We start from the raw sequence: 22,649 nt of genomic DNA, 5'->3' as shown, positions 1-22,649 counted from the left end.
AGCTGGCGGCTTGCGCGGCGGTCGCGACGAAACGGCACGCCTGATCGACGCCCTCGGTAAACCTTGGTTGTCGCTGTGAGGTCAGCCGGCGTGCCAGGCGTCGGTGGGTCGGCCATGGCGTAGCACGCGGAGTCGGGTCTGGAGCTCGTTTTCGGCGGCGGTATCGCCTGCGGCGGTGCGGACAAGGAATGAGCCGAGGGTGTGCAGGTCCCTGATCGCACGTAATACGGGAAGTCCTTTCCAGTCGCGCAGGTCGTGTCCGTAGGCGTGGGCGAAGCGGTCGAGTTCCGCTGTCGTGCGACCCAGGCGGACGCCTTGGTAGGTGTTGGCGAGGTCTAGTTCGCGTGGGCCGGTGCAAGTCTCGTCCCAGTCGCCGAGCCGCCAGCGCCGTTGTGTGGGGTCGTGGACGAGGTTGCCTGGGTAGGCGTCGCCGTGCAGGTGACCTTCGCCTAGGGGGAACGGCAGCGTGTCGTAGGCGGTGAGCAGGGCATCGGCAGTCTTGGTGATCCACTGCTGGTCGTCGGAGTCGAGCACGTCGGTGGCGGCAAGCGTCCGTCGGAGTGGGTCCAGAGGCCGATGTCGGGGCAGGGTCACCGGCGGTGTGGGGAGCTGGTGAAGTTCTCGCAGGATGTGTCCGAGGACGGCTGGGTCAGGTTTCACGGCGGGGATTGCCTGCGGGTAGTGCACCCAGAAAGTGATCACGGTGCCGTCGTCCAGCACGACTGGAGCGGTGTCGGATAGCGGTTCGGTCACGGGGAGGCTGTGTTTGAGGAGCCAACGTGTGATGACGACCGCGCGCTCTGCGGCGGTTGTGTCACCAGAGTGCACGCGGGCGACAGCGCCAACCTTCGGTAGGAGATAGACCGCGGTGGCGTGACGGTGCAGGAGGGTCACCCCTCGCGCATCCAGCCCCAGTTCGTCGGCAGCGGTCAGCGCATGGTCACGGGTGCGGTCGTCACAAGGCTCAGGCACTACCTGAACCTATCCGCCGCGGTGGCGTCAGGTCGCCAAGGAGCGAGGTCGCCAGTCCAGTGCCAGCGATTGTGGTGACGAGGCGATGGGTTCGGGCCATCGCTGTCGGTAGTTGGGCGATGCGCTCGTGTTGATTGAGCTTGCGCAGCGGTGCCAGCGCGGCTGCGGCACCGTCCAAGTCACGCTCGGCCAGGTGGGTGTCGGCGATGATCACCCGGGTCAGCGCCAAGTCGCCATACGAGCGTTCTTCCTCGGGCGCCGTGGCGTACCGATCGAGAGCGTCAAGACCGTGTCTGCGTGCCTCGGTGAACTCACCCAAGAGGTCGTGCGCTCCCGCTCGGTAGTAGACAGCTTTGGTGGCGGGGAACGTGAAGATTCCTCCGAAGGAGGTCACCTCGTCTTCAGGCCCTGCAGAGTCGAGCAAGTCATCCAGTCTGCGCAGAGACTGGTGCGCGCGTGCCGAGTCGCCGACGCGTGCCGAGATCCGGGCCTCCAACGCCAGTGCACGTCGATGAGTCTGCGGTGCCAACGTGGGCGGCGGGGTGTCGAGGAATCGCAGCGCTGACACAGGGGTCGGCCCCCATTCCAACGTCAACGCCGCGCTCCCGCGCGCCCACACGCGGAGCGCATCGCTGTCGGCGGCCTCCGCGCATCGTTGCGCGGTCCCCAGCTGGGTCTGGGCGGCTTCGGTGTGCCCGAGGTTCTGCGACGCCGCCGCCAGCAACAGGCACCCGATCCCGGCCGCGAGATAGGCGTCACGCAGCTGCCTTGGCCGCAGTCCGCGCCGTATGAGGGTGAATGCCTGGTCTTGTGCCTGAACGATGTGGTGGACGAGGTCGTGAACTGGCGTGTGGACGTATGCGGTAGCCAGTTCGGCCAGTCGGACACACAACCAGTCCACCTGCGGATCGTCGATCGCGGTAGTCGCCAGCAACCGGTCGAAGTCGGCCGCGCGCTGTGCCGCACGCTCGATCCCGTCCCGCCCGTATGGGCCGTTGCCGTAGAATCGGGCAAGCGACGCGCCTCCGCCGTTGCTCAGCAGAAGCTCGAAACGCAGCTTGGCGTCCGTGTCCGCTCGGCTCAGCGCGGTATCCAGGATCGCCTGGGTGTCCGGCCGCGGCGACGTGCTCGTCTGAAGCGCTTCCCACTTGGTGACCGTGCGCACGGCCACGCCCAAGTGCTCGGCGAACGCCCGCACGCTCATACGCAGGGCATGACGCAGGGCACCAGCCTCCCGGCCAGTCCACTGTCCCACCGACGCCATGAGCTCCCCTTCCCGATGTCCATACAACCACGGCTCCACCCCCTCGATGCCTCACAAGTGCATCGGAAGTGCCACACCCGGTCATTCCGCTCGGCACCGTGGATGACCAGGCTCATTGGTAGGCGCCCGATGCCAGAGGAAGCGATCAGTGACCTCAGCTCGACGAGGACATCCCGTTGAAACTCCGGCGCTCAGGCACCCCCACGGAACCAAACCAGCAGCGGTCAGCGAGGAGCGGCGATGAGTGTTTTCGCGTCAAGCCCGTTCAGACCTGCTGTCATTCCTCCTCCAGGGTCGTCCCGCTCCCGACAACGCCGACTTGTCCAGGTGTTGCCGGAGGCTGCGGTCGAGTCCATGGTCGACGACTGCATCGACGACCTCACCGTGCATGCCCGCGCGCTGGGGCCACGAGGCACATCTGCCTGCCCGCCCGTAGGTTGGCCCGATCTGGCGAGGGCAGTGGGCTGGGTGCGCTCTCGCTGGAGCGCATTGGCCAACCTGCAGGCAGCGTTGACTCGTTCTCTGGCGCACGGAATGGTCGAGCATGTGGAGCGCTTCCGTCGATTCTGCTGCTCGGTCTGGTACCCGGCACAGTGGCTTGGCGACACCGAGCGAGCACTAGTCAATTCCCGCAATTCGGCGGAATTGGTTTTGACCGGTCTTTGCAACGCTGAAAACAGCTCACGTCCGGGGTGGCTGGTGAATCGGTGGTGCGTGGCGTTGGCGGATGCCGGACGTCACCAGGAAGCTGCGTTCGACGATGTTGCCGTTGCCGATCGTACGCAGGGACCGAGGTCGCAGATCTCGGCGCGCCTCGTCCTCGCTCGTGCGCGGACCGCGCTGGAAGAAGCGGGCGCGATCGAAGTTGCGATCGACGAGCCAGGATGGCACCACGAGGACGGGCTACTACACCACCTCGAAGGTGACGACGGCCGTGCGGCGGCGGCGCTTGGCCGGGCGGTGATGGCTGCCAGACGAGTCGATGACGTGGCGCTGGCGGCAAAGATCAGACTGGACTTGGCTGCGATCCACTTGGCTGCCGGGCGCGCCAAGGTTGCCGCACGACAGAGTCACGACCTGGCGGTCGACTTGGCCGCGCACGGCCCCTCGTCATCTCTCGCTAGCGCGTATGCCTTGGCCGCGCGCGCTCACGGCGCAATCGGGCTCCATGTCGAAGCACGCACTAGCGAGCGGAGCCACGATCGAGTGGTCACTGCCCTGACCGTGGTTGCTCTCGCCGACCTGGCGGTTACGCAGCGGTGAACCCAAACTCGAAACGTCCCTCACTTAACTCACCATCGACGACAGCCCTTGTCGCGTCCGCAAACCTCCAGTCGCTGAAAGTGACTGAGTCGATACAGTAAGCCGTCATCGGTCGCGCTACAGAGATGACCTCTTCCACTACAACGCAGCGATAAGGACAGGGAAGATCACGTTGAACGACAAGGGCACCCCTTCCGAAGGAACCTCTGAGTCCATGGATTCCAAGCGAGCGATTCACCTGCGCACGAAGATGGTCGACGACCTCCTCGCTGAAGGCACGATCGTGTCGCCGCGGATCGAGGCAGCGATGCGCAAGGTTCCTCGCGAATCCTTCGCACCGGGGGTGGATCTGGAGGAGGTCTACCAGCTCTTCAACGGGGTGGTCACCAAGCGGGACGAGACTGGGACATCTGTCAGTTCGGTGTCCGCGCCACAGGTGCAGGCCCACATGCTGGAGCAGGCGGCAATCACCGAGGGCATGCGGATCCTGGAGATCGGCTCGGGTGGTTACAACGCCGCGCTGCTCGCCGAGCTGGTAGGTCCGTCAGGCCAGGTCACGACAGTCGACATAGACGCTGACATCACCGATCGGACCAGTCGCGTCCTCGATGAAATCGGCTACTCGTGGATCAACGTGGTTCTCGCTGACGCTGAGTCCGGCGTAGCCGAGTACGCCCCGTACGACCGCATCCTGGTCACCGTCGGCGCCTGGGACATTCCACCTGCCTGGGTCGAGCAGTTGGTCCCGTCTGGTCTGCTGATAGTCCCATTGCAGGTGAGGGGGCTGTCGCGGACGATCGCGTTCGAGAAGGCCGACGGATACCTGGTCAGCCGATCGGCCCGCCTGTTCGGATTCGTCTCCATCCAGGGCGCTGGCGCGCACCAGAGCAAGCTCCTGATCATGCGCGGCGGTGAGGTCACCCTGCGCTTCGATGACGACTTCCCCATCGACCCGGCCGATCTGAACGGCGTGTTCGACACGCCGCGGGTGGAGGTCTGGAGCGGCGCGACCATCGGCCGGTTCGAGCTGTGGGCGGGCACCCAGATGTGGATGGCCACGGCGCTTCCCGGGTTTGGCCGGGTGGTGCTGGACAAGAAGCTCAGCACCGGCCTGATCACCCCGCCGGGAAGCCACTCGGCCGCTATGGCCGTCGTCGACGGCGGAAATCTCGCCTACATCACCACCCGCAGCACCCCCGACGAGTCGCAGGTCGAGTTCGGTGTCCATGCGTTCGGCCCCGAAGCCACGGCGCTCGCCGAAGCGGTCGCCGCACAGCTCCAGATCTGGGCGCGCGATCACCGCAACGGGCCCGGCCCACAGTTCCACGTCCACCCGGCGAACACCGCCGACGACCTGCTCCCCGAAGGACGCGTCGTCAACAAGAAACACAGCCGGATCACGATCTCCTGGCCCCACGCGGTCACCACCGCGGCAGGCAGGGATGCCCTGCAAGAAACCACCAAGTGAGGAGAGTGATCCACATGTGGGAACTCATGTTCTCCGGCAGCGCAACAGCGCTGGAAGAGCGGCCCGCTGCGTTCATGCTGGGCCGTCTGCCTGCCGAGGATGACGAGTTCGCGCTGGACGTCCGAGTTGTCGTGGCCTACGCCCCGGTGATGGGGGACTGCCCGACGGACGACGGGTGCGGCAACACGTGCGCGGGCAACGACAGCGCCTGCAACTCGTTCGCAGACGACCCGTCCTGACCTACTGGGGTGCTGCCGATGCGCTGGCAGCACCCCTCGGTCGCCCGTCACAGGAGGTGAGAAGTGGCATCCAGAACATCGGCGTCCTACGTGCCTGGCCAGACGGCTGTGCTGCGCGCCAGCACGTATCAGGGCGAGTTGGACATGCCTGACGTTCACGACCTGATGGGCGATAGCGCCATCCGCAGCCTGGGATGGTTGGCGGCACAGTGGCAACGGGCAGAAATCCGCTCCGCCGTGACCTATGCCAGCCCGGCCCTCTCCCGGCAGATCGACGAGATGGTCGCGGCTGGGAGCCAAGAATCCAAAGCGCTTCGCCGAGTCGTCATCTCGTTGGCGTCGTACCTCCTTCGATGGAAGCAACGCGCAACCCCGTTCGGGCTCTTTGCAGGGGTAAGTTCGGCGCAGATCGGTACCACGGCCAAAGTGCGTTGGGGCACAGCTCATCGCGTCGCCATCCGTGCGGACGCGGCCTGGCTCGGCGATGTCGTCGCCAATCTCCACCGATGTGCGCCCTTGCTAGAGCGTCTATCCGTTGTCGTCAACAACGCAGGCAGTCATCGCGGTGACCGATTCGTCGCACCCGGTCCGGTGCCTGACGGCTCCGGACACGATCTGGCGCCGATCGAGATATCCGTCAGGCTGACTCGACCGATCCAGGCCGCGTTGGTTGCTGCCCGGAAACCCTTGCGCTTCAGCGAACTTCGTGACCTGCTCATCAAGCAGTTCCCCAAAGCCAGCGCAGGCCAGGTGCACAACATGCTGGCCGGGCTTGTCGACCAAGGAATCCTGATCAGCAGCTTGTCGCCGCCGATGGACTGTGTGGACACTCTCGGCTACGTCCAAGCCGAGCTGGAAGTCATTGATGCCAAGGAAGTCGTTGAGATCGCCGCGACGGTGCACGAGATCGCGGCAATCCATCAGCTGCTCGTGGTTGTCGACCCTGTTGCCTCGGTGCATGACATCGCGCTCATCAACAGGATGCGCAGGTTGAGTGCGATTGCGGACATGCCCCTCCTTGCTGACACCGCCCTGGACTGCAACGTCGAGCTACCCGATCAAGTGGTTCGCGAGGTCCGCGACGCCGTCCACGTCCTGCACCGTCTCTCCCCATTTCCGTTGGGGTATCCGGCCTGGCGCGACTACCACTTCCGGTTTCGCGCACGCTACGGGATCGGCGCACTCGTTCCCGTCCTGGAACTGGTTGCCGACAGCGGACTTGGGCTCCCCGCCAGCTACCTGGGCTCGTCACGCGGGCGTGATGCCCGTCAAGCAAGCGAACGCGACGACAAGTTGCTGACGCTGATCCAGCGGACAGCACAAGGCCCTACCGACGAGATCGTATTGACCGATCAGGTTATCGGCGACCTCGCGCCAAGCAACCCTGCCGACTTGCACCTGCCCGGACGCGTGGAGATGGCCGTCGAGATCCGCTCCGCCAGCGTCGAGGAGCTGACGCGGGGCCGGTTCACCCTGGTCGTGACCGGGACACCTAGGCCAGGAAGCAGCATGACTGGACGACATGCGCACTTGTTGTCCAAGGACGGCCGTGGGGCGGCGGTGGCCACCTTCGCTAAGGCATCCCCAGGGGCGATTGCCGCCCAGTTGGTGTTCGCACCACGTAAGCGCCGAAACGAGAACGTCGTGCGGACCGAACGACTGCTGCCACACGTGATCCCTTTAGCGGAACACCATGGGCAGTCCGAAGATGAGATCGACTTGGCAGACCTCGGTGTCACGGCTGACGACCGCCGCTTCTACCTCGTCCAGATCTCCACCGGTCGCCGCGTAGAGCCACGCGTGACCCACGCACTTGAGGCCGGTGTTCACACCCCACCGCTGGCCCGGTTCCTCGCCGAGATCACCACCGCACGCGCCTCGGTGTACAAGGCTTTCCACTTCGGCGCCGCGGCCAAGCTCCCGTACCTCCCCCGAGTGAGATACCGACGGACCGTCCTGTCCCCAGCACGCTGGCTACTCCTCGCCAAAGACCTTCCAGGCTCCAGTCTGCCACTGGCTACCTGGGAGGCCGGGTTGGACGCTTGGCGGAGGCAATGGCGGGTGCCCGATCACGTCTCGCTGGTCGAGCTGGACCGAAGGCAGCCGGTGGACCTGGGATGCCCGCTGCACAGAGTTCTCCTTCGCTCCAGGCTCAACCGCAGTAGCCAGCTCGAACTGCGCGAAGCCTCGGCTCCGGAAGACCTCGCGTGGCTAGGTCATGCCCATGAGGTGCTCGTTCCCATGGTTCTGGCATCCACCGACACCGCTGGGCAGCCATCGACCACTCTTCCGCAGCAGGTCGTCGCACCCAACGCAGGTCACTTGCCTGGCAACTCACCCGTCCTCTACGCGCAGCTCTACGGGCACCCCGGGCGCTTCGACGAGATCCTCACCGATCACCTCGCCCAATTGCTTCATGCCTTCGGCGAAGCCCCGCCAAGCTGGTGGTTTCGTCGCCATCGTCAGATGAGCCGTCCTGACGCTGACCAGTACCTAGCCCTGTACCTGCGCCTGCCGGAGTCGTCTGCCTACGACGCAGCCGCGCGACGGATTGCCGCTTGGGCGAACTCCCTGCGCGACAAGCACTTGCTCTCGCGCCTGGCTCTGACCACCTACGAACCACAAACCGGCAGGTTCGGCCATGGTGTCGCGATGGAACGCGCTTACGACGTGTTCGCAGCCGACTCGATGGCTGCACTCGCCCAGATCATCACAGCTACTCGCGCCGGAGTGCATCCGCAGGTCATGGCGGCGGCCAGCTTCGTTGACCTCACGGCCACCTTCATCGGCTCGTCACTGGCCGGAACAGAGTGGTTGGTCCGCGAACTCCACCAAGAGCACGGACGGCTGGAGCCCACGCTTCGTGATCGAGCACTCGGCCTGGTCGAGCCACACGGCACGTGGTCGGCCCTCAGAGTCCTGCCAGGCGGAGCAGATGTCGTGACCGCTTGGAGAAAGCGCGCCGTCGCGCTCTCCGCGTATAGGGAGGTCTTGCGACAACAACGCCCACCACTGACTGTTCTGCCATCGCTGTTGCACCTGCACCACATTCGCGCGGTCGGAGTGGACCCGGTGCTTGAGCGCGTCACGGGCAGACTCGCGCGAGCCTGCGCACTGCGCGACGCCGCCCGCCGCGAGGAGATGTAGTGGAACCCACCACGATCACCCGCCAAGCCTTGGCGGAGATCGAGCATCGCTTGGTCGATGGGATCGCGGTACCCAAGTCGCTTGGTGACGACGAGCCCTGGATCACCCAGTCACTCAGCAAAGGGGCTGCGGGAGTCGCCCTACTGCACATCGAACGCGCCCTCACCGGTGATGGGACATGGCGACAGGCACACCGCTGGATCACCGAAGCTGTCACCGGTCAAGTGAGCGCATCAGACAACGCGGGGCTCTATCTCGGGATGCCAGCGATCGCGTTCATGCTGGACGCCGCAGCGTCCGGTGCTGATGACCGCTATCAGCACGCCCTCGCGGACATCGACGCACACGTACTCGCCCTCGCACACCGTCGCGCTGCCTCCGCGCTGGAACGCATCGCGGCGAACGGGTTGCCCGGGTTCCGGGAGTACGACGTGTTCTTCGGGCTAAGCGGCATCGGGGCCTTGCTACTCCGCCGTGCACCCGGCAGCACCGCGATGGAGCACGTGCTTGGCTATCTAGTCGCGCTCACAGAGCCGCGCTCGGTTGAGGACGTCGCGGTGCCTGGCTGGTGGGTCAGCCATGACCCCCACCGGCGGCAATCCACCACCTACGCGAACGGCCATGGCAACTTCGGTATGGCCCATGGAATCGCTGGACCACTGGCGCTACTCAGCCAGGCCATGCGACGGGGCAGCATCGTGGCCGGCCAACACGAAGCGATCAACAGGATCTGCGATTGGCTCGACGACTGGCGACAGGACGGCGGGACCGGGCCGTGGTGGCCGGAATGGATCACCTTGGCCGAACTGCGGAGTCGTCGAGTCGACCAAGAAGGACCGGCCCGGCCAAGCTGGTGCTACGGCACCCCGGGGATCGCCCGCGCTGGTCAACTCGCTGGCATCGCCACCGGTGACCTCCAGCGACAGCTGAACTACGAGAGTGCGTTGCTTGGATGTCTCGATGACACATCACAACAAGCGCGGATCGCCGACGCGGGGCTTTGTCATGGCTGGGCCGGGCTCTACCAGACCGTTTGGCGTTCAGCTCAGGACGCCGACACCCCTGCGCTCGCCGAACACCTCCCACAACTAGCCGCGAACCTAGGTCATCACGCTGATAACGGGCTGGCTTCGGAGCACAACTTCCTCGATGGCACAGCGGGAACAGCGCTCGCACTGCACACCGCCGCACACACCGCAGCACCGACTTCCGGATGGGACGCATGTCTACTCATCGACTAGCCCAACAGGCGGAGATGGGCGGCGACGCGGACAAACCCTCCACAATTCGGGATGTGGAGCGCATGGTCCTGCGTGTGCTGAGCGGAAGCCCTCTGCATCAAGTCGCTCTTGATGCGCTCGTGGAACCAACCGAGCTGGCTGAGGCTGCCACGGTGTATCAGCAAGCAGGACAGCAGGCTCTCGAACACCAGGCCGCGGCGGGCTGGTGGCAGATCTACCTCCAGTTCGCCGACTGGACTGCCGCGGAGCGGTCGGCAGTCGACACTATCGCGCCCTTGCTGAACCATGCCGAGAGAGACGGTCTTGTCACCAAATGGTGGTTCATGAGGAAATACCCCTGCTGGAGACTACGCGTATACCCAGGCCGGGATGGCGACGCGATGCGAGAGGAACTCGGCGCCGCCCTCGATGCGTTGACCACGAGGGGCGAGATTGCCCGATGGTGGTCTGGCGTCTACGAGGCAGAGTCCGCCGCGTTCGGCGGAGCCGAAGGCATGGCTATAGCACACGAGCTGTTCTGCGCCGACAGCAGTGCTGTCTTGAGTCTTGCCAGCACAGGTGGTGCGGCGGTTGGCCGTCGCGAGCTGTCTGTGCTGCTGTGCAACGCTTTGATGCGCGGTGCGGGACTCGAATGGTACGAGCAAGGCGACGTCTGGCACCGAGTCGCACAGGAGCGTCCCCTGCCCGACGGCACGTCCGCGGCGAAGCTGACTGCGCTGGCTGGCGATCTCAAGCAACTGATGCTCGCAGATACCTCGCCCGAGGCACCACTACTCCGCGCTGATGGGCCTCTGGCGTCATCCGCGGCCTGGGCCGGCGCGTTCCGGCGAGCAGGTCGCACCCTGGGTAGGGCAGCACATGCAGGGACGTTGCAACGTGGCCTTCGTCAGGTCTTGAGCTACCTGGTCATCTTCCATTGGAACCGACTCGGGCTACCTGCTCGCACACAGAGCATCCTTGCCTGGGCTGCACGTACAGCTGTCCTGGGCCTGCCGATGGAGATGCAGCCCGAAAGGCTTGCCGGTGCACTGGTCGTAGGACCGCACGCGTCGCCGACCCGCGCAAACGGTGAAGCCGTCGAGCGAGCGATTACCCGATTTCCTCTGGTTTCGCAGCGTCACTTCCCCTGTCTCGACCTCGAAACCCGTGTGCGCCAAGTACGCGAGTGTGCAGACTCCTGCCACGAACCAGATGATGCGGACGAGCAGATCAAGCGCGCTTGTGCGGTGTGGAACCTGTCTGCGCTGATCGCTGCCGACTGTGGCCTGCCCGATCTGGCGATCGAGCTTTGCGGGCAACAGTTCCAGATCTTTCGCTCAGCGTCGCCACTCTCCGGCGCAGCAGCGATCGCCGCACTCCAACCGCTGGTCAACCTCGCCAGACTGACCAGCCGCTCCGGCGATCCCCAAGGTGCAGTCCGCGAACTTGGAGCGCTCAAATCCGCCCTCCACAACGGTGGGACTTTGGTGATCCACGGCCAAGACGTTGACCTCGACGGGCTACTCGCGTCCATGTCTACGTCCGTGGAATCTTGGTTGCGTCACGTGCTACTCCACGAAGGCACCCGCGCTCTCGCCGCCGCAGGTCAGTGGATAGGAGCGGCGACCTTCGCCGAGAAGTACGACGACGCCGACGACCAGCTCCGCGAAGCTCGTCAAGCTCGCGTCATCGCCCACGCTGTCAACGGTGAGTTCGGCAGCGCGCTCACCCAGCTTGCTGATTCAGCCACAGGCACCACATGGGAACTCGGCGTCGCCGCCTGCCTTCGTACTTACGTGCTGATAAAGGCCCAACGACTTGCCCCTGGCGATATCGCCAACTTGATCAATGCGGTCCAGCTCGCCTGCGAGCCTCCGGCCCAGGCCACGACCCTGTTTCGAGCCCGACTCAGGTTGGCTGCCATAGACCTCGCTGTCGCCGCGCAAGCTGATCCAGCCCTCTTGTACGCCTCGATGATCGAAGAAGCCGAACGGTCCAACGACGCGTTCGTCGTGCGTGAGGTACAGGCTCACCCGGACTTCCCGGCCTGGGCCACACGAGAACAGGCCGAAACGCTAGGCATGCTCGTGCAGAAAGCTGCTCTCGGAGCCGGAGAGATGCCAGCACCCCTACTGGACCACCTCACGGCATCCACCCAGCTTGCTGGGTCTGCTCTGGCCGCCGCCCTCTCCAGGACAGTGGGTAGCTAGCCAGACCATCGTGCCTTCGAGCCCGAGGCTGTGAATACCCAAGTCCACGACTTGACCAAGCTCCATCATCCGACCGGCACGGCTGAGTCGATATCGCCTGAACCACCGACACGCAGGAAGGCGCCGTCATGACCTACAAGATTCCCTGGGAGCTGGCGGGGCAGCGCATTGCCGTCGTGGATGTCGAGGGCAACGGCGGCCAGCCTCCGCAGATCGTCGAGATCGGGGTGCTTACGTTGGACCAGCCGCTACACCCGACGCATGTCTCGACGTGGCTGGTGCGACCGGAGATGCCGATCAGCTCGGTGGTGACTCGCAAGGTCCACGGGATCAGCAACGCCGACGTTGCTGGCAGCCCCGCCTGGTCCGAAGTGGCAGATCGGGTCACAGCGGTTCTCGCCGACCGAGTGATCGTCGCTCACAACGCCTCGATCGAGCACCGTGTCTTGGCCGCACATTTGCCAGGTTGGGAACCGCCGTTGGTGCTCGATACCCTCCGCTTGGCCAGGCACGTCTGGCCCGACCTGGACGGCTACGGCCTGGACCGGCTCATCGCCTACGCCGGGCTCGCCGTCGACGAGTTCGCTGGGCAGCGGCACCGGGCTGGCTACGACTCGTGGATGACCGCACGGCTACTGCTCACCCTGGTCGAGTCGTCCGGGCAGGACTGGCACACCCTCGTCCGCGCTGCCGTGCTGCCTGAGTTCGACACCACCAAGGGGGGCCTGTGGTGAGGACCAAGAGTCCAGTCACGATCGGTGTGCTGGGCACGCACTCCACCGGTAAGTCCATCTTCCTCGCCCGTCTCGGCCGCGCACTGTGCCGCAACAACTTCCAGATCGTCACTGTGGCCGATCTGGGTGAACGGGCGAAGCGGATCGGTTTGCCGACCCTGTTCAACCACACCTACGTCTCCACCCTGTGGTTCATCACCCGGGGCATCAGCAACGAGTTGGAAGCCTCGCTGCACGCCGACGTCGTCCTCGTCGACCGTGCCGTCCCCGACGCACTCGGCTACTACCGCGCTGCACTCGCCTACTGCGAGGAACAGCCAGACGCCATTGCCGTGATGACGTTGGAGTCGATGATGCGCTCCCACAGCGAGCAGTACGACCTGCTCTTGCGCACTACACTCGATCCGGACCTACCGTTGGGCCGCAACAAAAGCCGTGACCCCGACCTCGACTTCCGTGCCCTCGCCAACCAGCACGTCCTTCAGGTCCTGCTCGACCTGGATCACTCGCACGAGAAGCTGCACTCCGACGGCCACGAAGCGGTACTGGACCGAGCACTGGCCTTCGCCAACAGTCGGCTGACCGGGGCGGGGTGCGTGTCATGAAACTGGGGCGAGACATCGTGGCGACGGTCGTCGCCTCCGACAGCCCGCTGGGTCGGGTTGCCCGAGCTGTGGATGTCATGAGTGCTCACATGCCCACGTCACTACGAACTCAGAGCTTGCGCGGCTTGGCCATGGGCAAGCTGATCCAGAACCACATCGTCGACTCCGGTCGCAGCCAGCGGGAAGTGTCCGACGCGAGCGGGATCGACCCGGCCAGTCTGTCCCGCTTCCTCAACGGCAGCAGGACGCTCTCCGACGGCGACCTGTCGGTGCTGGCTTGGGCTGTCGGCCTCGCGTCCCGGGACGTGCGGCGTGCCCTCGTCGACATCAACCAGGATCACGACGAGAGCGAGTGGTGGGTCAGCGACACCACCACACCACTGGCAGGGGCAATCACCACCGTGATCCGCAGCCTCACCGCGACGACCACATCGTTCTCCCCGCACACCATCCCCGCCGACCTGACACCCCAACGACGCCCCGCAAAGCCCATCACCGGGCAGTACCTCATCGGCCGAGCAGCACTCGACCACCTTCGACACGGCGACCAAGCAGCCCATGACCAGGCCCAGTGCCTCTACCAACTCGCGGCCTCCGACGACGTCACCATCCGCCTGGTGGACATAGACGAACACATCCACCCGTTCCAACTCCTGGCCCTCGACGGCGGCTACAAGACGGTCAAGGTCGACATCCTCGACACCACCCTCTACCTCGACGACATCAACAGGTTCCAGGCCGTGATCGAGACGATCAAGCAGCGCGCCGTCACCGTGGCCGACTCCCTCGCCGTGCTCGGAAACCTGGCGACCTACTTCGCCGACAAGGTCTCCGCATGACCCGGGTCTCGCGCGGGATGCGCGTCATCGGCGGCAACCTCCACACAGCGGTACAGACCTGGACCCGCACCGACACCCACCCCGTCATCCTCATCGGACTGTGCCACGTCGGTGAAACCGACTACTACGCTGATGTAGCGCGAATCCTGGACACGAACCTCGACGCAGAAATCCTCTACGAGGGTGTAGTCCGCGAGCAACCGCCGCCAGCATTGACCGTGAGAGAGCAAGCACGGCTCGCACACCTCGACGGCTGGGGCCTGCGCCGCCTGCTCGAATGGGCCGCCGCAGCCACCGGTCTACAACTACAGAGTCGCGGACTGACCCGCAGAGAACACTGGCACAACGCCGACGTCACGGCGGTAGACCTGCTGCGCGTGTCAGGACACCTGCGCCGGATCGACCTGCCAGACCCCGACGACATGAGCTGGCCGGACGGGATTCAGGCACGACTGGCGGCACGAGTGCTACGACGGTTGCTGATCCACGGCTCCCGCTGGTCACACCTGACCGCCAACCGCTCCACACGACTGGGAATCGTCGACTGGCGCAACATCAACGCCATCACCCAAGCCCTGCGCATCGTCCACGACTCACCAGTCCTACCCCCCTGGGGCGCGGGTCACCTATCCGGCATGGGCAGACTCCTGGCACTCAACGACTTCACCCTCGCCCACACCCAATGGCTACGCGCGATCAGCAAACAACCACCCACCACACCAGACACGTCGACTGAGGACAAACCATGACCAGCACCGTGATCGACCGCCCCACCTCCACCGCGGCCCAACTGCTCTACAACTACGCCAACGCCCCAGCCACCAGGCTTGACCTGAGCGCCTATCAGGCGACCGTCGAGTTGCCCGTGATCCGGATCCACGGCATGCCCGACCTGATCCTCGACAGACCCGAGCCCGACGAAGTCATCCAGTGGGTATCCATCGCCCCCGACGGCGCCCTGACCCGCCACGCCACTCCCAGCCGCTACGCGCTCGACCCCACCGGCCTCGAAAACCACGCCACCCCGGACACACACCTGCGGTGGATCCAGTGGCCCCTGATCATCGCCCTCTACAACGAAGCCCTCGACCCCACCAGCCACTGCCGCAAAACCCACGGCTACCACCGCCACACACTCACCTTCCACAACCTCGGCGCGCTGCGCGGCACCGTCGTCGAGGGCTGCCGCACCTGCCCCAGCCTCCCGCAACTGCCCAACACAGTGGCATCCGAACTCGTCAGTACGATGGGCGGCCCGGACCTAGACCTCGCCGGAACCATCGCCTGGCTAGGGCAATGGAACGACACCGAACCCGGCGGACCGCACGGCTACGACACCCTCGGCGACGAGGAAATCGGTGTCCTGTCCGGCATGGCCCACACACTCCGCCACCGGCACAGCCATGACAACACCTGACTCCCAAGCTCTCGCCGCCTACCCAGAACTCCAACACCTCATCGACCTCCGCGACACCGGCTGGACATTCCACGTCGCAGTCAACGGCGGCCACATCACCCAGATCTACGGCCACCGCTACTGGCCTCATGGCTAGATCGACCTCCTCGTCATCCACCACCAGACCGACGCGGCCGCCGCGCGCAGCACCCGCGACGGAGGTCTCGTCTGGACCTACGAGGGCGGCTTGGTCGAGGTCATCGACCACCTCACTGCCCTCCCAGGCCCAGACGAACCGCTGGCACCATGGCTTGTCGTCGGTCGCGCACCCACGCTCTGGACACCATGACACCACCACGACCTCACACCCGCCGCGGCATGACCGGCAACTGGGACGACGTGGTCGCCACCATCCGCACACGCATGGCCGAGTTCGTCCGCGCCGCCCAAGACCAATTGAGACGCGAAGCTCGACAGCTACCGGCAAGAGCCGAGTCCATGCTCATGACCTGGCGCACCGAGGCAACGTCTGAAGCGGAAGCCGAGTGAGTCAGCCACCCGAAGACTGGGCAGCGGTCGGGCGATGCATCGACCAACGTCTCACCGAACTCGCCTGGACTCAACGCGAACTCGCTACGCGTTCACTCGTCTCCCAAGCCATCGTCCGCGAACTGCAGTACAACACCAACCAGCGCCGTCGCAGTCCTCGAACCCTCGAAGCTCTCTCCACTGCCCTCCAACTACACCCCGACCACCTGTCCATGGTTCTCAACAGCCACACCCCGCCACCACCGCCTGCCACCCCGAATGAGGACAATCCATTCTCAGCGCGATTGGCAGTCCTCGAACAGCGCATGACCGAGATCGCCAACACCCTCCACGAACTCCGAATCGACCTGGCACTCATCCTGCACAACACCCGTCCCCGAGTACCAAGCAGCAACCAGAGGGACAGCCCGCAGACGACGTGGACCGATGGGGCGAGTCTGTGATGAGTTGGTCCGAAGTGGACTAGGCTGGCGGGTGGACACCTGCTCGCTGTGAACTCGGGCCGTGGAAACGGCGGCGGCACTCCCGGTGGCGGTCTAGATCGTTCCTGGCCCACCGGGATCTCAATGTCTTGACCCTGGTCTTCGGCGTCCGCATGGGAAGTCTGGACACGGGGCTTGTCTGGTGTCGAGGTCGGCGGCAGGGAGCGTCCTTGCCCGCCGCTTCGTCCATAGGTGCACGACAGTGGATCTTGCTGTCGGCCCCATTGGAGGCTCCCCTCAGAGTCAGCAGGTGCCGCCGCTGGCCTTGTCTGTAGAGACCCAGCTGGCGTGGGTGGAGTCGTAGCGCCCGTTGCTGATGGTGCTCCAGGAGAAGGTTCTGACAGGTCCACAGCTTGCGTCGCCGGTGTGGTTGTCGCCGGTGGGGTCGTCGTAGACGTACGTGCTGTTCCTCGTCGTCATGGCCTTTGCGGCGCGGCAGTGGCCAGGACTTTCCTCTTGGATGTGCCCGCGGCCAGGGCGGTGGTGTGGTGTTCACCGGAGCCAGGTCAGGGTCGGCCTGATCTCTGCGAGGACCTCGCGGCCGCCCATGCACGGCATGTTCAGGTCGAGGAGGATCAACTGGGGTCTCGGCGCGTCGCGGAAGCTCCCCTCGCGGCGCAGGAAGGCCACCGCGTCCATCCCGTCGTTGACGACGTGCAACCTGCTGCGCTGCGCGCGCCTCGAACGCCTCGCGGATCATCACCACATCACCGGCGTAGTCCTCCACGACCAACACGTCGATCGGCGCGGGCGGAGCGTCGGTGGATCGCCACGCGCTGTGTGATCGGTCATGCGCACTTCTCACATCACGGACAGGCAGGGACTGGGCCCGTCGCCGGGGAATCGTGCCACGCCTCGCACTCCGCTCGACACCCGAGCATCCGCGCCGGCGGCATACCGTCACGCACCGGTCACCCAGGTCACAGCACAATCCACCCGCCCGAGTTGAACATACGTTCGATAGGTGGCTATGCTCTGGGCCGTTCCGCCTCCTCGGCCGATGGGGAAGATCGACCGAGCAGGCGGAACACTCACGACAACACGATTCCGGTGACCGCCCGGTGCGGACACGAGCCCGTGGGGGCCGCAACGACCGTGGCAGCCCGATCTTTGGGTTGACGCTGCTCCGCCCCGATTCCAGGCAGCGCATCGCCGGGCCTGCTCCGTGCGGGAGGCGTTCGGGTTCGAGCGCGTGGACGGTGGTGTCCTCGCCCAACGATCGAGACCACACAGGACCGGATCGCCGGATTGATCAACGGCGCGGGCAACGTCGCCGTCGGCGACCTGGAGCGACTGGCGGACAAACTGGGTTGAGCGACCCCGGCTAGGTTCGTTGTCCGCGATGGAGACGCAAGTTCTCCCCGGCCGGAGCGTCCGAATGTGTCGATCCGGCTCGCGTTGAGCGCGTTCCGCGCGTTGATCCCCGCGCAAGTGCTGCTTACTCGGGGCTGGTCAGGGTGGGCCCGTATCTTCCGCGTCGTGGTGGCCGCGTTCGATGAGCGCCGTGCGTAGTCGTAGGAAGTGCTCGTCGATCAGGCCGTTGTCTGCGGTGATGAGGCGGAGGGTGTCGACTGCCACGTTGGCCACGTGGTGTTGTTCCCAGCGTTCGCCGTTTGCCAGGAGGGCATACAGGATGCGAGTGCAGTAGACGGAGGTGCGACTGTCGCGTGCGCGTTCGGCTACCTCGATCGGCCAGTCGATGGCTCCTGCCGTGATGTTCAGGGTCTGATGGGTGAGGTGTGCCCAGATTTCATTGGGAAGGGCCGCCACCAAGGCCCAGCGCCCGGACGCGCGAACGACCTGGGCAGGGACAACGGTCCGGTCGGAGTCGAGTAGGAGCTGCCAGAAGCGCACGGCGGTGTCGAGAACTTCTTGGTCGACGTTGTCGTCGTTGACCAGTGAGGCGACGTGCTCGGCGGCGGAGGTCAGTGCTGGTGGATGGCTGCGCAGTAGGTCGATGAGTGCTTCGCCGGTGTATCCGTCCTGCTGGTGGAGCATTCCGACCAGGAGCCAGGTTGTCGCACGGTCGACGCCTTCGCGTGCTGCGGTGACGAGCCTGTTGCGGAACCGCTGGAGGAACCAGTCTGACGGCTGCGAGTAGGTCAGCGTGGTTTCGAGTGTCGTGCGGCCGAGTCGATCAGTGGCGAACAACGGCGCTGCGTTGGTTTCCAGCCATGGTCGCGCCAGGCGCTCCAAGAGCAGTCGGTGCAGGGCCAGTACGGCACGGTATTCCGCTGCCCGTTGGCCCTGCAGTTCGAGTATGTCGTCAAGGACGTGAGTGAACGCGGTCCTGATGGTGGTGAGGTTGCGCGCTTCCCAATCCGCGATCGCGAGGGCGGCTTGCACCGCTCGTCCTGACGGGTTGTTGATGGCGGCGTGCAGGACGTCGCGGCCTTCCACGGGGTCATCGTCGGTGGACGTGAAGCTGATGAGTTCGAGGGTCCAGTCCCAGGCGGTGTCGAGGTGACCTGACAAGGCGGCGTTGGTGCGGGCCAGGGCTGCGGCGAGCTCGACGGTAGCCAGGTCGACGTTGTGCCAGTCAGGTTCGTAGTCGAAGTTGTCGTTCCCGAGCAGGGTCGGGGGCCACCGTTGGCTTCGGGCATGTTCGGCTGCGGCAAAGATCACGGCCGCCTGGCCTGTGACGGCCGCTGCTTGAGCCGCGAGCGCCAGGAAGTAGTGGAGTACGTACACCGGCTCTCGCAGGTGATCGACAACTGTGACCGCGTCCTCGGCCCACGCCGTCGGCGCTGCGGTAACAGTGGTCTCCAGCGCGCGTGCGAGTTCGCGGGCGCTGTTCTGTTGCCAGCCGGCACTGGGGTCGGGGCGCCACGCGGCGACCTGATCGGCCGCCTCCAGCACGGGAAGTTGTCCCAGTGCGTCGCTGCTGTATGCCGATCCTGCGTAGCTCCACAGCCGCGCCCGCTTGTCGAACTCGGAGTTGTCGAGGGTTCCGAACTGCGAGGTCATCCGGGCCAGCACATCACTCCACGCGCCGAGCACGGTCTCGGGAAGGATGGACGCCCAACGCCACCCTCGAATCCAGTCGTCTGGCGGTCGCTCGTCGGTGTCGATCGCTGACGACGGCGACCCGAGCGCATCAATCCAGGGGCCGGAGTACTCAGGGTCTGGATCAAGAGCGAGAACCCGGACTACGAGGTCACGGTCGTCACCTGTTGGCTCCACGGAGGCGAGCCGCCGGGCGATGTGGTCGACCATCGCGGGCAGGTGCGCAGTGGTGCCGCTGGCCAGAACGCGGCATGTGAGACGGCTACCGACTTCACCTGTGATCGTGTTGATCCACGCGAGTTGGTCGGTGACTGATACGCCCAGCTCCGTGGCCTTGCTCAGCGCACGCGCCAGTGCGTACACCAGGACCACACCCAGCCGATTCTCTCGTTCCAGATCGCTGACCAAGGAGGCCCGATCCAGAGTTACGGCTAGTGTCGTGGCGATCGAGCGCGTCTTGCCCGCCAGCATGCGGATGCGCTGATCCATGTTGTCCGCGGTCAGACCGGCGACGAGATGGTCGAGCAGGGATCGCGCGTGAGGGTGACGATCTGTCGCCTTCCCCGTGACGACGGTCTGGACGACCGACGCTACGAACGGGTCGGAAGGGCCGGCTTTCCGGGCGGCGTAGGCAGCAAGAGACTGCACGCCACGGTGTTGTGGCTGCTGGCGCGCTATCTGGGCGATCAGGTCATAGCCACAGGGGCCGAGTTGCGAAGCGACCCGTAGCACTTCGAACTGGGGTGAAGAGCGATCAGACTTACTCAGCGTCTTCGTATCAACCAGTACGAGCGCCAGCAGGTCGGCCACTGCGGCTGGATCTGTGGAGCCGAGTCCTTCCAGGAGCCCTGACGCCGGCCACAATTCGGAGGGGTCAGGTACGCGCACCAACCTGGCCGCGTGCAGGGGTACCAACCAGGCTGGATCAGCGACGCGGCTGAAGAATAGTCGCAGGTGATGTCCGTGGACGATCGTCCGCTCCAGTTCCAAGACCTGCTCATTGCCGTGCCACGGTTGATCAGCCAACTTAATGATCTTGGCCATCATGGCATCCGGGGGCATGAACATACGAACAAACCACGAGACGGCCCGGTCGAATAGAGTGACCGCCTCGGCCAGTCCCATATGGTCATGTACTGCGTCACTGGCCGATTCACGCAGTTTGCTGAATTCGCCGACGGGGTCTTGCCTGGTGCGCAACGGCCCAAGTCCGCTGCGCCTGACAAGGAATGTCAACAACTGGTTGTCGCGGAGGGTGCTTCTGTCAGACCTCTCTATTTGGTCGCGGACGACCTCGTCGAATCGGGATCTGGCCTCGGGTACACTTGCCTCCGACATGGCCGCCGCTGCCTGGTACGCCTCCCACGCCTGGCGGATCACCGGCAAGCCGCCCGGGGTCGCAGTCTGCCCCTTCACGACGGACTCCAACGCTACCCGGACGTTGAACGCAGCGCTTTCCGCGAAACGCAATCCCTTTGCGCCGTCTGCACCTAGCTTGAGCAACTCTGCCGCAGTCTCAAGGCACTCCATCACGCGCCGACCCTGCTCGCCGAGGATCAGTTCCAACTGCGCCACCACCGCAGTTGGAAGTACGTCGCTCGCGTCATCGGAAGCCATGAGTGCATAGTCCACTGTCTTCGGCATGATCGAAAGCGACACGCCGCCAGATACAAGGACCTTCGCTGATGAATGGACCGTCCGGCGTCGCGGCAGGGTGGGACGACTGGGCGACCGACATCGCCGAGCGAGCAAGTGCTGCGAGTGATCCCGCACCTCACGAGACCTGGACGGGTGCCGATCTGGAGGTGATCGGCTTCGCCGACGCCGAATGCGGGAACTTGCCTGCTTGGGCGAAGTTCACCGTGCGCACGGCCCGCGCGCTGACGCGGCTGGACAGGGACCGCGGTGGTGGCTGGGTGTTTCCGAGCTGTCCGATCGGGCTGGATGACCCACCGAGTTGTTGACCGCAGGCATTCGGGCACCGCTGGCGGCAGGTCGGTGAACTCCCGATCGCTGCTTGACGGCTACGGGAGGCACGTCACCCGGAGGAACCAGGTAGTCCCGGGCCGTCCGGACCTAGTCTTCGGGATCACCGTACGGCCGTCCGTAAGGGGACCTCGATGCCACAGGACACCGTCTTCGAACTGCCCTTCCCGGTGCGGGTCAACCCGCACCGGGAAGCCGCCCGCTTACGCAACCTCGACTGGGTGCGCGAACACGGGTTGGTGGGCGGTGATGAGCGGTCGGTGCGGTGGTATTCGTCGTGGGACCTGCCCTTGCTGGCCGCATACGGCTTCCCCGACGCCACCGGTCCGGGGTTGGACCTGTGCACCGACGCGATGGCTTTCTTCTTCGTCTTCGACGACCAGTTCGACGGTCCGCTGGGACGTGCGCCCGACCAGGTGGCGCGGGTGTGCCAGCGCCTGATCGACATCGTCCACGGCGCCCAGCCCGGCCACGACCCGTGCTCGTCCGCGTTCGCCGACCTGTGGCGCCGCAGCACCGACGGCGCGGCTCCGGGGTGGTCGGCGCGGGTGGCCCACGAGTGGGAGTACTACTTCGCCGCCCACACCCACGAGGCGATCAACCGGCTGCGCGGCACACCGGGGGACGTCGAGCAGTACCTCCAGGTCCGCCGGGGCATCGCAGGCACCGCACTGCCGATATCGCTGGGTGAACGCGCCGCGGGCATTACCGTGACACCGGCGGCGTTCCACAGCCCGCGACTGCGGGTCATGCGCGAGATCTCCGTCGACATCACCTTCATGTGCAACGACGTGTACTCCCTGGAGAAGGAGGAAGCACGCGGCGACATGGACAACCTCGTCCTGGTCACCGAACACACCCGGCACTGCACCCGAGACGAGGCCGTCGCCGCCGTCCAAGGGGAGGTCCACCGGCGCTGTGCCCGCTTCCAGCAACTCGCCCTCGAAGTGCCCGCCCTGTGCTCCCAACTGGCACTGACCGGCCCGCAGCGAGCCGACGTGGACATGTACGTCGAGGTCATGGCCGCCTGGATCAGCGGCTACCACGTCTGGGAGACCGAAACGTCGCGCTACAGCACCGCCTCGCAGTCCCTGCCGACCTCGGACCCCAGCTACTTCGACCACGTCCTAGGCGACCCGTGACCCGGGGCGCCCGGGCGCGAGCCGACGGCAGGCGGGCAGCGGACCCCACGGCGAAGACGACGAGCCCGACTTACACGATCGAGTGACACCGTGGCTACGGAGAGCATCTCGCTGGTTACGTGGAAGG

Annotated in this window: 20 protein-coding genes; 15 read left to right on the top strand and 5 right to left on the bottom strand. The window is 65.3% G+C overall.

The features are described from left to right. Positions 1-81 precede the first annotated feature (81 nt). Together BMY07_RS29215 and BMY07_RS35030 are read right to left on the bottom strand one after the other, a co-directional pair. Positions 82-972, bottom strand: coding sequence for a phosphotransferase family protein (locus BMY07_RS29215; protein ID WP_218150826.1), 891 nt, complete (start codon positions 970-972; stop codon positions 82-84). After that, a complete protein-coding gene (locus BMY07_RS35030) occupies positions 965-2,176 on the bottom strand; it encodes a hypothetical protein (protein WP_218150825.1) in 1,212 nt (403 codons plus the stop codon). Before BMY07_RS35030 ends, BMY07_RS29215 begins: the two co-directional genes overlap by 8 nt. 549 nt (positions 2,177-2,725) lie before the next feature. On the opposite strand from BMY07_RS35030, the gene BMY07_RS29205 reads away from it, so the two are divergent. The 13 genes from BMY07_RS29205 to BMY07_RS34645 all read left to right on the top strand — a co-directional run bounded on the left by BMY07_RS29205 (position 2,726) and on the right by BMY07_RS34645 (position 15,906). Then, positions 2,726-3,499: a hypothetical protein gene (locus tag BMY07_RS29205; protein ID WP_143073703.1), complete on the top strand. Its 774-nt coding sequence runs from the start codon at positions 2,726-2,728 to the stop codon at positions 3,497-3,499. Between the two features lie 172 nt (positions 3,500-3,671). Then, the gene (fxlM, locus tag BMY07_RS29200) at positions 3,672-4,967 is read left to right on the top strand and encodes a methyltransferase, FxLD system (protein WP_218150824.1); all 1,296 of its coding nucleotides are present in this window, start codon (positions 3,672-3,674) and stop codon (positions 4,965-4,967) included. Beyond that, positions 4,964-5,206, top strand: a complete 243-nt coding sequence (locus BMY07_RS29195) for an FxLD family lanthipeptide (RefSeq protein WP_218150823.1) — start codon at positions 4,964-4,966, stop codon at positions 5,204-5,206. Before fxlM ends, BMY07_RS29195 begins: the two co-directional genes overlap by 4 nt. Before the next feature lie 63 nt (positions 5,207-5,269). Next, a complete protein-coding gene (locus tag BMY07_RS29190; RefSeq protein ID WP_218150822.1) occupies positions 5,270-8,353 on the top strand; it encodes a lantibiotic dehydratase in 3,084 nt (1,027 codons plus the stop codon). Continuing rightward, a complete protein-coding gene (locus BMY07_RS29185) occupies positions 8,353-9,594 on the top strand; it encodes a lanthionine synthetase C family protein (protein ID WP_218150821.1) in 1,242 nt (413 codons plus the stop codon). The genes BMY07_RS29190 and BMY07_RS29185 overlap by 1 nt, the downstream gene beginning before the upstream one ends. Before the next feature lie 62 nt (positions 9,595-9,656). Then, positions 9,657-11,783, top strand: a complete 2,127-nt coding sequence (locus BMY07_RS29180; protein WP_218150834.1) for a thiopeptide-type bacteriocin biosynthesis protein — start codon at positions 9,657-9,659, stop codon at positions 11,781-11,783. Between the two features lie 128 nt (positions 11,784-11,911). Then, positions 11,912-12,517, top strand: coding sequence for a 3'-5' exonuclease (locus tag BMY07_RS29175; RefSeq protein WP_092785742.1), 606 nt, complete (start codon positions 11,912-11,914; stop codon positions 12,515-12,517). Further along, positions 12,514-13,122 (top strand): AAA family ATPase, encoded by a 609-nt coding sequence (locus tag BMY07_RS29170; RefSeq protein WP_177215870.1) that lies wholly within the window; start codon positions 12,514-12,516, stop codon positions 13,120-13,122. Before BMY07_RS29175 ends, BMY07_RS29170 begins: the two co-directional genes overlap by 4 nt. After that, a complete protein-coding gene (locus BMY07_RS29165) occupies positions 13,119-13,961 on the top strand; it encodes a Scr1 family TA system antitoxin-like transcriptional regulator (RefSeq protein WP_143073702.1) in 843 nt (280 codons plus the stop codon). Before BMY07_RS29170 ends, BMY07_RS29165 begins: the two co-directional genes overlap by 4 nt. Before the next feature lie 17 nt (positions 13,962-13,978). Next, on the top strand, positions 13,979-14,710 hold the full coding sequence (locus BMY07_RS29160; protein WP_143073701.1) for a hypothetical protein: 732 nt from the start codon (positions 13,979-13,981) through the stop codon (positions 14,708-14,710). Then, positions 14,707-15,378, top strand: a complete 672-nt coding sequence (locus BMY07_RS29155) for a hypothetical protein (RefSeq protein WP_092785734.1) — start codon at positions 14,707-14,709, stop codon at positions 15,376-15,378. The genes BMY07_RS29160 and BMY07_RS29155 overlap by 4 nt, the downstream gene beginning before the upstream one ends. Continuing rightward, a complete protein-coding gene (locus tag BMY07_RS34650; RefSeq protein WP_177215869.1) occupies positions 15,365-15,514 on the top strand; it encodes a hypothetical protein in 150 nt (49 codons plus the stop codon). Before BMY07_RS29155 ends, BMY07_RS34650 begins: the two co-directional genes overlap by 14 nt. A gap of 221 nt (positions 15,515-15,735) precedes the next feature. Beyond that, positions 15,736-15,906, top strand: coding sequence for a hypothetical protein (locus BMY07_RS34645; protein ID WP_177215868.1), 171 nt, complete (start codon positions 15,736-15,738; stop codon positions 15,904-15,906). A 725-nt stretch (positions 15,907-16,631) separates the two neighbouring features. On the opposite strand, the gene BMY07_RS34640 is transcribed toward BMY07_RS34645, so the two are convergent. From BMY07_RS34640 to BMY07_RS29145, 3 genes are all read right to left on the bottom strand, one after another. Further along, entirely contained in the window at positions 16,632-16,808 is a 177-nt protein-coding gene (locus tag BMY07_RS34640; RefSeq protein ID WP_177215867.1) for a hypothetical protein, read from the bottom strand. A 72-nt stretch (positions 16,809-16,880) separates the two neighbouring features. After that, the gene (locus tag BMY07_RS33940; RefSeq protein WP_177215866.1) at positions 16,881-17,048 is read right to left on the bottom strand and encodes a response regulator; all 168 of its coding nucleotides are present in this window, start codon (positions 17,046-17,048) and stop codon (positions 16,881-16,883) included. Between the two features lie 792 nt (positions 17,049-17,840). After that, complete coding sequence (locus BMY07_RS29145; protein WP_177215865.1) at positions 17,841-21,011, bottom strand: hypothetical protein; 3,171 nt, start codon at positions 21,009-21,011, stop codon at positions 17,841-17,843. Between the two features lie 68 nt (positions 21,012-21,079). Between BMY07_RS29145 and BMY07_RS33935 the strand changes: the two genes are divergently transcribed. Together BMY07_RS33935 and BMY07_RS29140 are read left to right on the top strand one after the other, a co-directional pair. After that, entirely contained in the window at positions 21,080-21,358 is a 279-nt protein-coding gene (locus BMY07_RS33935) for a hypothetical protein (protein ID WP_143073699.1), read from the top strand. A gap of 156 nt (positions 21,359-21,514) precedes the next feature. Continuing rightward, positions 21,515-22,522 (top strand): terpene synthase family protein, encoded by a 1,008-nt coding sequence (locus BMY07_RS29140; protein ID WP_092785730.1) that lies wholly within the window; start codon positions 21,515-21,517, stop codon positions 22,520-22,522. The last annotated feature ends 127 nt before the right edge of the window (positions 22,523-22,649 follow it).

It is taken from the genome of Actinokineospora terrae (genome assembly GCF_900111175.1).
GTDB classification, from domain to species: domain Bacteria; phylum Actinomycetota; class Actinomycetes; order Mycobacteriales; family Pseudonocardiaceae; genus Actinokineospora; species Actinokineospora terrae.
This window is presented reverse-complemented; position numbering and strand designations above follow the sequence as displayed.

Excerpts from the sequence above, each read along its gene's own strand:
- BMY07_RS34640 (WP_177215867.1), bottom strand. The coding sequence starts at position 16,808 with ATGACGACGAGGAACAGCACGTACGTCTACGACGACCCCACCGGCGAC.
- BMY07_RS29145 (WP_177215865.1), bottom strand. The coding sequence starts at position 21,011 with ATGGCTTCCGATGACGCGAGCGACGTACTTCCAACTGCGGTGGTGGCG.
- BMY07_RS34645 (WP_177215868.1), top strand. The coding sequence starts at position 15,736 with ATGACCGGCAACTGGGACGACGTGGTCGCCACCATCCGCACACGCATG.
- BMY07_RS29140 (WP_092785730.1), top strand. The coding sequence starts at position 21,515 with ATGCCACAGGACACCGTCTTCGAACTGCCCTTCCCGGTGCGGGTCAAC.
- BMY07_RS29180 (WP_218150834.1), top strand. The coding sequence starts at position 9,657 with ATGGTCCTGCGTGTGCTGAGCGGAAGCCCTCTGCATCAAGTCGCTCTT.
- BMY07_RS35030 (WP_218150825.1), bottom strand. The coding sequence starts at position 2,176 with ATGAGCGTGCGGGCGTTCGCCGAGCACTTGGGCGTGGCCGTGCGCACG.
- BMY07_RS29155 (WP_092785734.1), top strand. The coding sequence starts at position 14,707 with ATGACCAGCACCGTGATCGACCGCCCCACCTCCACCGCGGCCCAACTG.
- BMY07_RS33935 (WP_143073699.1), top strand. The coding sequence starts at position 21,080 with ATGAATGGACCGTCCGGCGTCGCGGCAGGGTGGGACGACTGGGCGACC.
- BMY07_RS34650 (WP_177215869.1), top strand. The coding sequence starts at position 15,365 with ATGACAACACCTGACTCCCAAGCTCTCGCCGCCTACCCAGAACTCCAA.
- BMY07_RS29160 (WP_143073701.1), top strand. The coding sequence starts at position 13,979 with ATGCGCGTCATCGGCGGCAACCTCCACACAGCGGTACAGACCTGGACC.
- BMY07_RS29175 (WP_092785742.1), top strand. The coding sequence starts at position 11,912 with ATGACCTACAAGATTCCCTGGGAGCTGGCGGGGCAGCGCATTGCCGTC.
- BMY07_RS29165 (WP_143073702.1), top strand. The coding sequence starts at position 13,119 with ATGAAACTGGGGCGAGACATCGTGGCGACGGTCGTCGCCTCCGACAGC.